Origin of the sequence: Paenibacillus sp. FSL H8-0280, assembly GCF_045040665.1 — a bacterium.
Taxonomy (GTDB): Bacteria; Bacillota; Bacilli; order Paenibacillales; family Paenibacillaceae; genus Paenibacillus; species Paenibacillus xylanexedens_A.
Window position 1 is genome coordinate 1,927,699 of sequence record NZ_CP150296.1, and the last position, 14,571, is coordinate 1,942,269.

The 14,571-nt window shown below is 46.2% G+C and carries 15 protein-coding genes; 12 read left to right on the forward strand and 3 right to left on the reverse strand.

Annotated elements, in window-relative coordinates; all coding sequences use genetic code 11:
• Nucleotides 1-33: 33 nt before the first annotated feature.
• Nucleotides 34-2,742, forward strand: coding sequence for a hypothetical protein (locus tag MHI12_RS08740; protein ID WP_405172169.1), 2,709 nt, complete (start codon nucleotides 34-36; stop codon nucleotides 2,740-2,742).
• Nucleotides 2,743-2,846: 104 nt separating this feature from the next.
• Here MHI12_RS08740 and MHI12_RS08745 read toward each other — a convergent pair whose 3' ends face one another.
• Together MHI12_RS08745 and MHI12_RS08750 are read right to left on the reverse strand one after the other, a co-directional pair.
• The gene (locus MHI12_RS08745; RefSeq protein ID WP_373461337.1) at nucleotides 2,847-3,242 is read right to left on the reverse strand and encodes a cytochrome C oxidase subunit II; all 396 of its coding nucleotides are present in this window, start codon (nucleotides 3,240-3,242) and stop codon (nucleotides 2,847-2,849) included.
• A gap of 217 nt (nucleotides 3,243-3,459) precedes the next feature.
• A complete protein-coding gene (locus tag MHI12_RS08750) occupies nucleotides 3,460-3,819 on the reverse strand; it encodes a phage holin family protein (RefSeq protein WP_017689637.1) in 360 nt (119 codons plus the stop codon).
• Nucleotides 3,820-4,006: 187 nt separating this feature from the next.
• On the opposite strand from MHI12_RS08750, the gene MHI12_RS08755 reads away from it, so the two are divergent.
• The 4 genes from MHI12_RS08755 to MHI12_RS08770 all read left to right on the forward strand — a co-directional run bounded on the left by MHI12_RS08755 (nucleotide 4,007) and on the right by MHI12_RS08770 (nucleotide 8,894).
• Nucleotides 4,007-6,373, forward strand: coding sequence for an endonuclease MutS2 (locus MHI12_RS08755; RefSeq protein ID WP_405172170.1), 2,367 nt, complete (start codon nucleotides 4,007-4,009; stop codon nucleotides 6,371-6,373).
• 50 nt (nucleotides 6,374-6,423) lie between these two features.
• A complete protein-coding gene (locus MHI12_RS08760) occupies nucleotides 6,424-6,864 on the forward strand; it encodes a DUF350 domain-containing protein (protein WP_082219034.1) in 441 nt (146 codons plus the stop codon).
• 119 nt (nucleotides 6,865-6,983) lie between these two features.
• On the forward strand, nucleotides 6,984-7,550 hold the full coding sequence (locus MHI12_RS08765) for a hypothetical protein (RefSeq protein ID WP_341006569.1): 567 nt from the start codon (nucleotides 6,984-6,986) through the stop codon (nucleotides 7,548-7,550).
• A 129-nt stretch (nucleotides 7,551-7,679) separates the two neighbouring features.
• Entirely contained in the window at nucleotides 7,680-8,894 is a 1,215-nt protein-coding gene (locus tag MHI12_RS08770) for an MFS transporter (RefSeq protein WP_405172171.1), read from the forward strand.
• 95 nt (nucleotides 8,895-8,989) lie between these two features.
• Here MHI12_RS08770 and MHI12_RS08775 read toward each other — a convergent pair whose 3' ends face one another.
• Nucleotides 8,990-10,210 carry an NAD(P)/FAD-dependent oxidoreductase gene (locus MHI12_RS08775; RefSeq protein ID WP_405172172.1) on the reverse strand — a complete coding sequence of 407 codons (1,221 nt, stop codon included), beginning with the start codon at nucleotides 10,208-10,210 and terminating at the stop codon, nucleotides 8,990-8,992.
• 97 nt (nucleotides 10,211-10,307) lie between these two features.
• Here MHI12_RS08775 and MHI12_RS08780 point away from each other — a divergent pair, with 97 nt between their 5' ends.
• From MHI12_RS08780 to MHI12_RS08810, 7 genes are all read left to right on the forward strand, one after another.
• Complete coding sequence (locus MHI12_RS08780) at nucleotides 10,308-10,544, forward strand: hypothetical protein (protein WP_036610100.1); 237 nt, start codon at nucleotides 10,308-10,310, stop codon at nucleotides 10,542-10,544.
• A 31-nt stretch (nucleotides 10,545-10,575) separates the two neighbouring features.
• Nucleotides 10,576-10,971 carry a spore coat protein gene (locus tag MHI12_RS08785; RefSeq protein WP_062833450.1) on the forward strand — a complete coding sequence of 132 codons (396 nt, stop codon included), beginning with the start codon at nucleotides 10,576-10,578 and terminating at the stop codon, nucleotides 10,969-10,971.
• Between the two features lie 160 nt (nucleotides 10,972-11,131).
• Nucleotides 11,132-11,632, forward strand: coding sequence for an Lrp/AsnC family transcriptional regulator (locus MHI12_RS08790; RefSeq protein WP_024628343.1), 501 nt, complete (start codon nucleotides 11,132-11,134; stop codon nucleotides 11,630-11,632).
• Nucleotides 11,633-11,645: 13 nt separating this feature from the next.
• Entirely contained in the window at nucleotides 11,646-12,854 is a 1,209-nt protein-coding gene (locus MHI12_RS08795) for an aminotransferase class I/II-fold pyridoxal phosphate-dependent enzyme (protein WP_036610094.1), read from the forward strand.
• A 188-nt stretch (nucleotides 12,855-13,042) separates the two neighbouring features.
• Entirely contained in the window at nucleotides 13,043-13,264 is a 222-nt protein-coding gene (locus MHI12_RS08800; RefSeq protein ID WP_179198508.1) for an aspartyl-phosphate phosphatase Spo0E family protein, read from the forward strand.
• A gap of 167 nt (nucleotides 13,265-13,431) precedes the next feature.
• Nucleotides 13,432-13,983 carry a hypothetical protein gene (locus MHI12_RS08805; RefSeq protein WP_405172173.1) on the forward strand — a complete coding sequence of 184 codons (552 nt, stop codon included), beginning with the start codon at nucleotides 13,432-13,434 and terminating at the stop codon, nucleotides 13,981-13,983.
• 37 nt (nucleotides 13,984-14,020) lie between these two features.
• Nucleotides 14,021-14,563, forward strand: a complete 543-nt coding sequence (locus tag MHI12_RS08810) for a bifunctional adenosylcobinamide kinase/adenosylcobinamide-phosphate guanylyltransferase (protein ID WP_017689625.1) — start codon at nucleotides 14,021-14,023, stop codon at nucleotides 14,561-14,563.
• Nucleotides 14,564-14,571 lie beyond the last annotated feature (8 nt).

Consider the following 14,571-nt stretch of genomic DNA (forward strand, 5'->3'; position numbering starts at 1 on the left):
AATCAACATACAGACTTGAAGGAGGGCACAACTGTGACTACACCTGATCGTACACGCGTCACCGTAGAGATCTACGGGACTTCCTATAAACTGGTTGGCAGCAGTGCCGACTATATGAAACAAGTAGCTAACCTGGTAGATGAGCGTATGGGCGCAATCTCCAAGCAAAATTCCCGTCTGGATACTCCGCGTATTGCGGTACTGGCGGCTGTACATATGGCTGAACAGTCTCTTCAGACTCAGGAAATCCGTAATGAACTGAAGATGCTCACTGGAGAACGTACAGAACTGAGAAACGAATTGAATCGGTTAAACGCCATACAAAATGAACATCAACAAGAATTGGAACGGCGTGACCAGGCTCTTGCTGATTTGAAACAGCTGAAGATTGAAGCAGAGCAGGCGCTGCAAAAGTCCGAATCGGACAAAAATTCAGAGATAGCCAAGTTGAATAAGCTGCTGGAGCAAGAACGCGCCCAAGCAACGGAGCGAGTGCAGAAATTGCAGGCCCAAGCGACGGCACAACTGAAGGAAGCAGAAGCCAAGGGAACGAAACAGCTGAAGGAAATGGAAGAGAAAGCGGCTAACCAGCTTAAAAATGCACAGGCACAGGCAGCTTCCCAGCTCAAAGAAGCTCAGAACCGTTCTGCAGCGGAATTGCAGCAGGCACAGGCCAAAGCTGCGGCACAATATAAAGAGTTGCAGGACAAGACTGCAGCTCAATTAAAAGAAGCCGAAAGCCGTGCCGTTGCAGAACGTCAACAGATTGAAGCGAAGGCTGCGCAGCAGGTTCAGGCAGCCAAGGAAGAAGCCGAGTCGGCCATTTTGTCCGAGTTGGAGCAGGCAGAGAGCAATCTGAAGAAAGCTCAGGAAGAGGCAGCGCTGCAATATAACGAACTTCAGCAACAGATGGAACTTCGTCTTCAACAGGCTGAAGAAAAAGCGCTGCAACAGACACAAGAGCTCACGGATCAGGCGAATCAGGAACGGTCTGCCTTACAGGAACAAGCGGAGCAGAAGCGCCTGACTGAGATAAATCAGTTGAATGCGGAGTTCAAGGCGTTATCCGAGCAGTTGGAACTCGAATGGATGGAGAAAGAAGCAGCCCTCGAGGAACAATTGCAGCAAGCCAAGGAAGCAGCAGCGTCCCAGGCGAAAGAAGCCGAAGTGGCGGCAGAGGCCTTATTGCAAGAAGAACAGGGCAAGCTCAAACAGCAACTTGAGGAACAACGTATACAGGCGGAGACTCGACTATTAGATGTCGAAGAGCAATTGGAAGAAGTGATGACCCAGCTCATCAGTGCACAGGACATGGTTGCAGAGCAAGAACAGCAGCTTCAGCACGAGCGTGGTCAATTGGAATCGTTACGTCATGAGCATGGGGTCCGTAAACAGGAGCAGGAAGTTCAGACTCGCCGAATTACGGAACTGGAGCAACAACTGGAACAGTTGAAAGAGGACCGTTCCCAGTTGCAGGAGCTTCTGCGTGAAACGGAACAGGCTGCCCAGCAATCCCGTGATTCACAGGAACAATGGAAGCAGAAGTATAATGAAACTGTGGATAGAGAAACCTCTCTCACAGCACAGCTACGCAAACTTCAGGAGCAACATTCACAGCTTGAACAGGAAGCCCAAAAGCTTCGTGAGGCTGAAGTGAAGTCGGAAGAGGAACAGCGCAGACTGCAAAAAGTGCTTGAACAAGCTCATGCTGCGGTGCGTACATTGCAGAATGAGATCGGCACGCTTACGGAACGTGAGCAGTCCTTGAAGGACCTTGCTGAGCAGCGATTGGCTGAGATCGGAGACCTGGAGAATCAGATTCTTGAAGTTGCTGAACAAAATGAAACGTTGGAGTCTGGTGTGCAATCCCTTCATGATGAATTGTCCGTGGTGAAGGAAGAGTCTCGTTTCAACCATGAAGAGGCTGTGCAATACCAGAAGGATGCAGAGCTTTTGGAAGAGAAACGTAATCAGCTTGAAGTTGAGCTAAATGTTGTTCGGGAAGAGCTGAACCGACTTCAGGATAACTATAAACAAATCCGTAATGATTACAGTGATGCATTACAACGTGAAGAGAATTACAGTTCCAAGCTGGATGAACTGAGCAAGGAGAAACAGGAGATTGTGAGCGCACTTGAAGAAGCGAGACAGTCTTCAGCTAAACTTTCCGAGCGTTACTCTGAGCAAGAGAGCCGGCTAGCCCAGACTGAGGAAGAAGCGTTGGAGTGGCAGATCAAATACGAAGAACTGTCAGCCAAACAGACCGAGTTGGCATCCCGTCTGGAGCAGTTGACAAGACGTGAAGAAGAACTTCGCTCAAGTGTTGAACAAGCAGAGCAGAACGACCAGGTATGGCAACGCCGTGCAGATGAATGGGCGGCTCAGGAACAAACCTGGCAGGAACGCTGGGCTGCACTTGAGAATGAACTGACGGTTTGGAAGAGAGAAAGTGCGGCAAGTAGTGAGTTGCTGGAGGGACTGGAACAAGAACGACAGCAGCTGGACAAGTTACGTGCAGAAGCGACCCAAGAGAAAGAGATCATGGAAACTGAACTGCTTGAGATGGGGGAGCGTTACGAACTAGCGGCCAATCAATTACGTTTGTTACAGGTTGAACGTGAAATGGAGCAGGAGAAGGCAGAGCAGCTGAACACGGAATATCGTCAGTTGCATGATGAATATAAGAAATTGCAGACGGAATATAACGAATGGATTGAATTGATTGAACAGGACCAGACCTAGCGGAATGAATGTAGCAGAACTGGATCGTGGGCAACGTACTCTGGTACAATTTGTTATACTAAAGAAGGAGCTCCCGTCGCTGCGGGGGCTCCTTGTCTTGAATACTATTCTTCAACGATAATTTTGGAGATCATGCTGCTGTGTCCTGAACCACAGAAGACAGAACAGGACATTTCAAACTCACCAACTTTGTCCGGGGTTATGACTTTGGAGCTATTTCTGGTATCCAGTTGAAGATTCAGCTCAGGTACAAGGATACCGTGATTTCCGTTTTCATTTTTATAAACAATGTTAACGGGAACGCCTTTTTTAAGATGGTACTCAGGTTGATCGAATTCATAGTTACTTGCCTTGATGACCAATTCTTCACTGGCTGTAACTCCAGCATCCGCATCGGATCCATTGCTGCCAGATTCTGCGGACTGTTTCGCCCCTCCACATGCAGTGAGGACCAGAATTAACATACAGGCAGCGAGCCATGTTATGCCTTTCTTCATCATGTGCCTCCTTAAAGCGTGATATGGATAAAATTTGAATGATTGCTCCAGTCATCATACCGCAATATGTGGATGCCTGTACACGCTGCGTATGTCGTTTTTTTGAAAATTGTACGTGTACGGCAGAGCGTGTGCACTGCCTGAATGAAATAAACCCCTTCCGGCCCAGGGCCTTCAGAGGTTTAGGAGAATACATGGGGACGTTAAGGTGAAGTGGAGATTAACTTTTGGAGCTTCGTCCGGCATCAAAAGGGGTGGATACCGGGATGAAGAGATCGATAATCCCGATAACCAGCGCAGCGAGAATGGCACCGAGCAGGCTGACTTCAACATGATCTACAACATATTGACCAAGCCAAATCACCAGTGCGCTAACGATAAATCCGACAATACCGCGACCAAACGGGTTGACTCTTTTGCCGAAGATACCTTCAACGATCCAGCCGAGCAGGGCAATGACAAGAGCAAGCAACAGGGCGCTCCAGAAGCCACCAACGGCGAATCCGGGAACGATCCAGCTAACCACCATTAATACAATTGCAGCGATGATAAATCGCACGACATGTCCCAGGAAATTCATGGTGTTTACCTCCTTTTATTCGGATTGAACTGAGCAGGGCAACTCCAAGGGGATGGAGAGGTTGCACAATCCTGACACCTGTAGTTTGTGGTGCTATGGTTGAAGTTATGTGTGGAAGGATTCGTTAAATAGCGTAAGAAAGTTTCTTTCGTTATAATACAGATATAGTTTGGAAGGAGTTGTACACTTGGACACGAAAATTTTACACACACTGGAATATCGCAAAATTTTAAATACATTGCTTAGCTTTGCCCAGACGACCATGGGAAAAAAGAAAGCGGAGCAACTTGAACCAAGCAGTGAACTTGAAGAAGTGAAGCGGTTGCTGCAGCAAACCGATGAAGCCTTCACATTTGATCGCCTGAAAGGCTCACCGTCATTTGGGGGAATTGTAGATATTTCGGCTTCCATCAAACGTGCTGAAATTGGAGGTACACTTAACCCTCACGAACTTTTGGGAATATCCAATACAACTTTTGCGGCGCGGCGATTGAAACGTCAGATTGGTACTTTGCATGAAGATGAGCCCATCGAATCTTTGTTCTATATTAGTGATCAACTGTCAGAGCAAAAAACGCTTGAGGATGCCATCAAAATCTGTATTGACGATAATGCAGAGGTTGCCGACAGTGCAAGCGTTACGTTGGCGCAGATTCGTCGTGAGCTGCGAGGCGGAGAAGCACGGATTCGCGAAAAACTGGATTCCATGATTCGATCCTCTACCGTATCCAAGATGCTTCAGGATCAGCTCATCACCATCAGAGGAGACCGTTTTGTTATCCCGGTGAAAGCTGAATATCGTTCGTACTTTGGCGGGATTGTGCACGATCAATCCGGTTCGGGTGCGACATTGTTCATTGAGCCGGAATCCATTGTTGCAATGAACAACAAATTACGCGAGACTCGGATTCGGGAAGAACGCGAAATAGAAATTATTTTGCAGAAATTGACGGCACTTGTCAGTGAACAGGGAGAGTGGCTGTTGTATGATGTCGACTTGCTGGGATCACTTGATTTTATCTTTGCCAAAGCACGTCTGGCTCGTGAACTGAAAGCAACATTGCCTCGCATGAATGACCGCGGGTTCCTGAAGCTCAAGAAAGGCCGTCATCCACTGATTCCGATTGAAAACGTGGTACCAATTGACATTGAGTTGGGCAATGATTATACATCCATTATCGTGACAGGTCCCAATACGGGTGGTAAAACGGTAACGCTCAAAACGATTGGATTGCTGAGCCTGATGGCCATGTCCGGTTTATTTGTTCCGGCTGAGGATGGCAGTCAGTTATGTGTATTTGATGCGATCTATGCAGACATTGGGGACGAGCAGAGTATCGAGCAGAATCTGAGTACTTTCTCCAGTCATATGACCAATATCATTCGCATTCTGAAAAACATGACGCCAAAAAGTTTGGTATTGCTCGATGAACTTGGAGCAGGGACAGATCCGGCTGAAGGTTCCGCACTGGCGATCTCCATGCTGGAGCATATGCACCGGACGGGATGTCGCATGGTTGCAACCACTCACTACAGTGAACTGAAAGCATACGCATATGAGCGTAAAGGTGTCATTAATGCCAGCATGGAATTTGACATCAACACACTGAGTCCAACCTATCGCCTTCTAGTGGGTGTACCTGGACGAAGTAATGCATTTGCCATTGCAGAGCGACTGGGACTGCCGGGTTACATTCTCGACTACGCCCGTGGCGAAGTGAAGGAAGAGGATCAACGGATTGAGCACATGATTGCTTCTCTTGAAGAGAACCGTCTTACAGCTGAACAAGAGCGTGAGAAGGCAGAGAGCTTGCGCCAGGATATGGAGAAATTACGCAGTCGTCATCAGACCGAACTGGAGAAGCTGGAACAGCAGCGGGATCGCCGGATTGAAAAAGCAGAAGAAGATGCACGCAGCATTGTGGACAAAGCTCGCGCGGAAGCGGAGAAGATTATAGCAGATCTTCGCCTGTTGGCTATGGAAGAAGGTGCTTCCGTGAAGGAGCACAAACTCATTGCTGCCCGCAAACAGCTGGACGAGGCTGAACCGGAGAAACGCAGAAAAACGGTCAAGAAGACGGCAACAGCGCCGAAGACTCGTGCTATCGGTCCTGGTGATGAAGTGCTTGTCTACAGTTTGAATCAAAAAGGCCATGTTGTAGAGATGGCGGGCAGCAAAGACGCTATGGTACAACTGGGGATTATGAAAATGAAAGTATCCCTGGATGACCTGGAACTGCAGCAATCGGCTCCCGCAGCCAAACCAAAGCAAAAGCCGGTAACGGGTATGAAGCGCACACGTGATGACAATGTGAAAAGTGAATTGGATCTGCGCGGTACCAACCTGGAAGAAGCCCTGATGGAGACAGACCGGTTCATTGATGAAGCTTTCCTTGCCAACCTGGGCCAAGTTTATATTATTCACGGTAAAGGTACAGGAATTTTACGTTCCGGTATTCAGGATTACCTGCGTAAGCATAAACATATTAAAAGCTACCGGCTGGGCAATTACGGAGAAGGCGGGAACGGTGTGACCGTCGCAGAATTGGAATAGCCGGTCCATGAATCAATGATATTCTGCGACCTTATTCATGAAGGTCGCAGATGGGGAGAGGGGAACGGTGCGTGATAGAAAGCATTGACCAATTGCTGTCTCATCCCTTGGGGATGGTACTCGGTTTTTTCTCGGTAGCGATTATGGAGCTGCTTGTATTTCTGGCTTGCTTCGAACTGGTGACGAAGTATAAATGCTGGACGGAGATCAAGAAGGGCAATGTGGCCGTTGCGATGGCTACAGGAGGTAAGATCTTCGGGATCTGCAACGTATTGCGGTTCTGCATACAAGCGAAATCTTCGGTATATGAAGCCATGACGTGGTCATTTGTAGGGTTTATCCTTCTGCTCATTGCCTACTTTTTGTTCGAATTCCTGACACCCGTGTTCTCCATTGATAAGGAGATCGAATCGGATAACCGAGCTGTCGGATTGATATCCATGATTATTTCAGTCTCGCTGTCGTTTGTAATTGGCGCGAGCATTATCTAGGGGGACCGGTCATGAAGATATTGATACGAATTCTGTTTGCGGCATCGATCGTGTTTTTTGCCATCGGTGTCATCTATGTAATGAATACATGATTATATGAAAGAGAAAGGTTGATCAATATGGAAACAACAGTATGCCCTTGGTGTCAGACGGAGATTGTATGGGATGAGGAGCTTGGTCCTGAAGAAGAGTGTCCGTATTGCCACAATGAGTTAAAAGGATACCGTACGCTCAATATTAACATCGATGATGAAGAGAACGATGAAGCTGAGGACGACATCTATGATGTAGACGATGTAACGAACGAGAAACAGACTACGGATCTTTCTGATCTGTGGGGGGATGAAGTCGAACTCAAATTGCCAGAGTTGCGAACGTTAACCAAATACGCGGATGAAGGTAATGATCTCATTCAGTATGAACAAGGTGTACAGAAGCAACTTGATCATCAGGAAGAAGTGCCGGAGTGCCCGAATTGCCGGGAATTCATGATTCTCGCAGGTACACAAGCTGCAACGCAGGATAACTTCACACCAGTTGCTAACGCTGCTTCAGGTGTAGGGCCACTATTGGCATCACCGTTTAAAGTATTGACCTATGTGTGCTCTGGATGTTTCCAAGTTCAATACAGTCTGTCTGAGGAAGATCGTCTGCGTCTGATCAAGAACCTGAGTACGCAGGAATAAACATTTCGGAGATTCTAACCAATTTCATAGCAATCCTGAAGATTCATCATGTTTTCCTCTTGCTTGGGGCACGTTAACCCTAAGACCTACCTGTACATAGTTCACTTCAGGTGGATGAAGGAGGAGCAGATGAAGATTACTTTAGGCCGACAATCCATTCTGCTTTTGGGCGTGAATGGATTGTTTGCGTTAGCCGGAGCGCTGTCGGGAACCTTTTTGAATGTGTTTCTGTGGAAAAGCCGTCCGGATTATGCCATGTTGGGGTGGTTCACTCTCAGCCAGCAACTGGCCATTGGACTGACATTCTGGCTTGCTGGCAAATGGGTCAAGGAACACAATAAAATGAGTGCACTACGACTAGGTACTGCGCTGTCCGGCATATTTTATATGATAGTCCTCTGGGCTGGTTCCAAAGCTGTAGACTGGATATGGCCTCTGGGTATACTACTGGGTTGTTCCCTGGGGTTATTCTGGATTGCATTTAATGTTGTGTATTTTGAAATAACGGATCGGGAAAACAGGGATTTATTCAATGGCTGGGTCGGGTTACTTGGTTCGATGACAGGAATTATAGGTCCATGGTTCTCCGGTCTGATTATTACTCGTATGACAGACAACACGGGATATCGGCTCATCTTTACGGTATCACTCGTTATTTATGTCATAGCGGTAGTTTTTAGTTTTTTTCTGAAAAAAAGAAAGGTGAGCGGTACATACCGCTGGTCAGAACCTTGGATACAGCTATCCAAGCGGGATAGTCCCTGGAGGACCTTAGGCTTGGGTTTATTCGCTCAGGGTGCACGTGAAGGTGTCTTTGCCTTCCTGATTGCACTGCTTGTATATTTGGCTACCGCACAGGAGTACAAATTGGGGCAGTTCTCACTCATCACTTCTGCTGTGGCGCTAGTAAGTTATTGGGCAGCCGGGAAATGGTTCAAACCACAGTATAGATCAAAAGGCATGTTCATTGGAGCCCTCATTCTGCTCGTTGTGCTTCTTCCTCTTCTATGGAAAGTGACCTATGGTACGCTGTTAATCATGGGGATTGGGAGTGCTGTTGCAATGCCACTATATGTATTGCCAATGATATCAGCGGGATTCGACATGATGGGCACAAGTGGCGAAAATGTGGAGAAAAGGGTTGAACTTGTCGTTTTGAGAGAGTTATGCCTGATGCTTGGCAGACTATGTGGGTTGACCATATTTATTGTGACGGTCTTAAATGCTCCGTCTCTACGCATGTTAACCTGGCTTATTATTGTCCTCGGCGCTTCTCCACTATTTGGATGGATCTTTATGCGCAAGTTATTGAACCGAACGGAAGGGCAAGAGCCCTCGGCTTAGCAGGCTTCCCAATATATAAACAGGGTACAGCGGCGGGAAAAGAGAACTTTCCGTGTGCTGTACCCTATTTGTAGTTGTATTGATTCAGTTGTTGATTATACAGGAGATGGTTTACTTGTACGTGTGAGAGAGAACAGATCCATATCAGGGTTTGGTTTGCCAGTAATAGCATCCACAATTAAGGAAGCAGCAATCATGCTGTATACCGTCCCGTTACCTCCATACCCTTCTACAAAATATGAATGCGGATAATCCGGATGTGTGCCGATCAGGGGGAGGCCATCATTCGTATTACCAAACACAGCGCCCCAGGCATAATCGACTTCAAGATCATCTAAAGGGAAATAGGAACGGACCTCTTCCAGTAGTGTATCTCCCCGGTGTTTTGAACGTATTTCACGTTGATCCTCTCGAGGTGTTTCTTCATCCAAACCGCCTGCGATGATTCTTCCGTCCGGTGTTGTTCGCATATACAAATATGGGCGAGCTGTCTCCCAAATCATGCTGTGTTCAAACCATTCACTAAGATCAGACAACGGTTTGGTAGCAATCGCGTAGGTCGTTTTCAGATAGGCTCCGCGATCCTTTTTGATGTCCTGTGTCTCGTAACCGGCAGCAAATATGACTTTCTTGGCACGGATTTTACCGTTGGCAGTGTGGCAGACTACACCATCTTCATCGTATTCACAGTGTATCATCTCCGTCTGACCATAGATTCGAGCGCCACGCTTATTGGCGGATTCAAACAAGGCATGAACAAAACGATAGGGGTTCACTTCTGCATCTCCCATTGTGTACAGTGCAGCGGGTTTGTTGAAGGGGAAATGCTGGCTTATTTTGTCGGCATCCCACAGTTCAGCTTCAAAACCATAACGCTTCAAGGTCTGATATTCTTCCTCCAATAGGGCCACATCATCTTCACTGCTTGCAAAACAAAGACTTGTTCGTGGGATAAACCAAGGGTCTGTATCCAGGCTGTCTGCAATTTGAGCAAGTTGTTTCATGGCTTCACGACAAAGCTCATAAAAACGTACGCCTGTTGCTTCACCAAAAGTGTGGATACATGAGGTTAGTGTCTTGTCATTGGTATATTGTAAAAGACCTGTATTGGCAGAACTGCTGCCGTTGGCAATGTCTCGTTTATCAATCACAACAGTGTTAACACCCTGTTCCGTAAGTAGTTTAGATGTCAATGCGCCCCCCATGCCCCCACCAATGATGAGGCAGTCACAAGAGATGTCTTCTTGAAGAGCAGAATAATTAAATGTTGAATTGAAAGTGGAGGGCCAGAAAGGTGTGCCATAGACCAGATCCATTAGAAACATCTCCTTTATAATTTAAATTTGTATACTTTTGTGTGACCGGGTTAACAATAATTGCGCATAAACTTTATGCCGAGGAGGCCATCGAAACATGCAGAATCATACTATGCAAGCGCTGAGTCCCAAGGAATTGAACTACATTGCGGACTCTATCACCAATGAAGAACTGCTGATTAAGCAGTGTGCAGCCACAGCTTCCATCACACATAATCCACAAATTCAACAAGCTCTGAATCACTATGTTCGCTCACATGAACAGCATCTGAACACGCTTGTCAATGCACTGCAGCAACATCAGTCTCTTGCACCGGCGCAAGTCAGTAATTGAAAACAACTCTAACTGTATAGGAGGAAAACGCATGTATTCTCAATCTTTATCATCTAATGGCGCTTTTATGCAGGAGCAGGATCTGCTGAAGTCGATTCTTGCAGATTTAAGACGAACCTCGCGCGAATATACGACTGCGACAACGGAAGCTTCCTGCCCCATGACACGTCGAATGTTCACAGACCTGACAAACGATACCCTAAGATTACAAGGGGAACTGTTTAATCTGATGCAGCAAAACAACATGTATTCTGTCTCGTCCAAGGCACTTCGTCAGGATGTGGACAAGCAAATTCAGTCCGCCCACCAGACCCAACAAAAGTGTCAGCAATTCATTCAGGAAAAGAATACGCAGAACAGTTCATATAGCCAAGCTCCGAATGTGCCTCAGCATCAACCGAATTACGGTAACCCTTATTACATGTAACCTATGTAAAAGAGGTTTGAAGCACCTAACGTTAAAGGACCATACCACCGCTTGCCTGAATTCAGGGCAGGCGGTCTTTTGTCTATGCATCAACGTCAAATTCATGTAATATAAGTATTAATTCATTTTCAGGAACCTGGATGACGCTGGAGGGAAAACCATGAAAGATTTGAACGATCTGCAATTAAAAGTTCTGGATCTGTTGAAGGAAGACGCGAGAAGGACTCCCGCACTGCTGTCGACGCTGCTGGGGGAGTCGGAAGACAAGATCAAGAACGCCGTGGCACAGCTAGAACAAGACCACGTCATCGTGAAATACGCAACCGTCGTGAACTGGAGCAAAATAGATGATGAAAAAGTAACGGCCCTGATTGAAGTGCAGATCACGCCGGAGCGTGGTCGTGGTTTTGAAGGGATTGCCGAACGCATTTATCTCTATCCGCAAGTGAAGTCCGTATATCTCATGTCCGGTGCATACGATCTGCTCGTTGAAGTGGAAGGTGGCAACCTGCGTGAAGTCGCTAATTTTGTGTCGGAGAAACTGTCTCCGATAGACTCTGTACTTTCAACCAAAACGAATTTTATTCTTAAAAAATATAAGCAGGACGGGATTATCTTTGAAGACCATCAGGAAGACAACCGTCTCATGATCTCGCCGTAAAGGAAGATGTGTCATGATAGTGAATGAACAGACAACCGGGAACAACAAGAAAATGACATCTTATCTGGCACCCCTCGTGCAGCAGATACCTCCATCCGGAATTCGTAAATTCTTTGATCTGGTTGGAGACAACAAGGATATAATCACATTGGGTGTGGGTGAACCTGATTTTGTTACCCCTTGGCATATGCGTGAAGCTTGTGTATACTCGCTGGAAAGAGGTATGACCAGCTACACATCCAACGCAGGTATGCCTAAGTTGCGAGAAGCCATCAGTGAATATCTGGATACTCAGTTTGATACCAAATACGATCCCAAGGATGAGATTATTGTTACCGTGGGTGGCAGTGAAGCGATTGACCTGGCTTTGCGCGCATTAATCGTACCTGGCGACGAGATTCTCATTCCTGAACCTTCGTACGTGGCTTATTCACCAATCGCTTCAATCGGTGGCGGTATACCGGTTGGTGTTGAAACCTACGCGAAAGATCAGTTCAAGTTAACAGCTGAAGCGCTTGAGGCAGGAATCACGCCGAAGTCAAAAGTGGTTATTCTGTGTTATCCGAGTAATCCCACTGGAGCCATCATGACGTATGAAGAGTGGCTGCCTATTGCTGAAGTGATTAAAAAGCATGATCTGATTGTGATCGCTGATGAAATTTACGCTGAATTGACGTATACGCAAAAACATGTTAGCTTTGCAGCTATCCCTGACATGAAGGAGCGGACCATTCTCGTAAGCGGATTTTCAAAGGCTTTTGCAATGACAGGTTGGCGGATCGGTTACATGTGTGGTCATCCTGAGCTTATTGCAGCCATGCTCAAAATCCATCAGTATACGGTAATGTGTGCGCCGGCCATGGGTCAGGTTGCTGCACTTGAGGCGTTGACGAATGGTTTGGGTGAGAAGGATCGGATGGTAGAATCGTATAATCAGCGTAGACGTTTAATTGTGCAGGGATTCAGAGATATTGGACTTGATTGTCATGAACCTCAGGGAGCATTCTATGCATTCCCGAGCATTCAAAAGACGGGTATGAGTTCCGACCTGTTTGCTGAACGATTGTTAACGGAGAATAAAGTGGCTGCTGTTCCGGGCAATGTTTTTGGACCTCAGGGTGAAGGCTTCTTGCGTTGTTCTTATGCCACTTCTGTAACCCAATTAAATGAAGCTTTGGAACGAATCGGAAACTTTGTTTACAAACTGCAAAAAGAGGGTTAATACTAAAGTAGAATCTTTTTACAAATGTGACATTGTTATTATTGGAAAAAAATAACTTTCTTTTACAAAATAATGTGATATAATTCAAATTTGAAATAAGTTTTCATATATTTGGAAACCATTTTTCCAAGGAGGGGTTAGCTTTGTTTTGTGTTGAATATGATTTACCGACGAATCGTGGGCACTATCTGGCAGAAGGCGATCATGGCGACCGATGGTCGGTGAAACCCGATAACGCATCTTTGCATGACATTTCCTTGGAAGATGAAATTCATATGCTTCGTCGCAAGATGGAACAGATCTTCCTCGAAGAGAAATCATTCACATCCGATATTGTAATTGAAATCAGCAGTTTGCTGGATTTAAAGATTAATGAATATATGAAGGCTAACCCGATTAAAGCAAAATAACGTTTATGCTGGATTGAAACGTTTCATTAATCGAATTAGAAAGGGAGACCTGAGAAGGTCTTCTTTTTTGTGTGTAAAGGCAAGGTGATCCCCCGATAAGCCAGGTTATTTTTTTGCGTGGAACAATTGTGATATATTGGACATAGGAGACTAAAGGGGGAACTGGAATGAAGAGATTTTGGGGGCTTACTGCAATCATTTCTATCGTTTTTCTGCTTGCTGGTTGTGGAGGTAAAGATGGTTTTTCCATATTCATCATTGATAACCAAGGAAATCCATCTGTAATCTCAGAACAGTTACAGGCCAATCTGCAACAGAAACTGGGTGAGGAACCCAAGGTGGAAGTGATTACCAGTGCAATGTATGATGTTCAGAAAATTATGGTAGAATATGCGGCTGGAGGACATGATATTTTCATTTTGCCTGAGTCCGACATGAAACAATACGGAAGTAATGGCTCCAATATTCCGCTGGATGATACTTTTGATCCCAAGAAGTTTGAACGGGGTGTATTTGAGGGTGGAGTATTGGTAGAGAAGGGTGAAGGAGATGGAGGTTCAGATCTCAAGCAAGAATCACATCTTTACGGCATTCCGCTCGAAGATATGAAAATGTTTAAAGATGTAGAATATGCTGCGAGCAATTTGTTCGCAACCATTCCAGTGTCATCTTCCAATGTCGAAGAATCCAAAAAAGTGCTGAAGGCGCTGACAGAGTAAAGAAAATTCAGAATGGCTATGGAAGGAGGGAAGCGGATTGCTGATTACGGTCACAGGCGGCATAGGTAGTGGTAAAACCCGGTTTGCCCTCAAGTACGCAGCCGGGATTAGCCGGGAGGGTGTATATTTATCCACCGGTGATCATGATCCCGTTATTCCCGAATTGCCATCCGCTCATTATCGTGCCATTCATGCCGGGAACGGTCAGCATCTGACAGAGGTGATCACCCAGATTAATCGGGAATCCAATCTGTTTTTGGCGGATCAGCGAATTGTAATTGTAGACAGTCTGACCTCCTGGATGGCTGCCGGTTTCAGGGCAACAGAGGATCTGGATCATCAGCGTTCAGAGACACAGCTTTTGCTTGATGCGTTATTGTCTTATCAGGGGAAGTTGCTTGTGATTACCAATGAAATGCATGGCACATTGCATCCTACCGAGGAAGAACGAATATTTACAGCGAGAATGGCTTCGGTTAATCGGATGCTGCAGATACATGCTGAAAAGATGTACTTGCTGGTATCTGGTCTGGCTATCGATCTTAAGAGTCAGGGCATGCGAAATGAAGATGAACGATAGCGAGATGA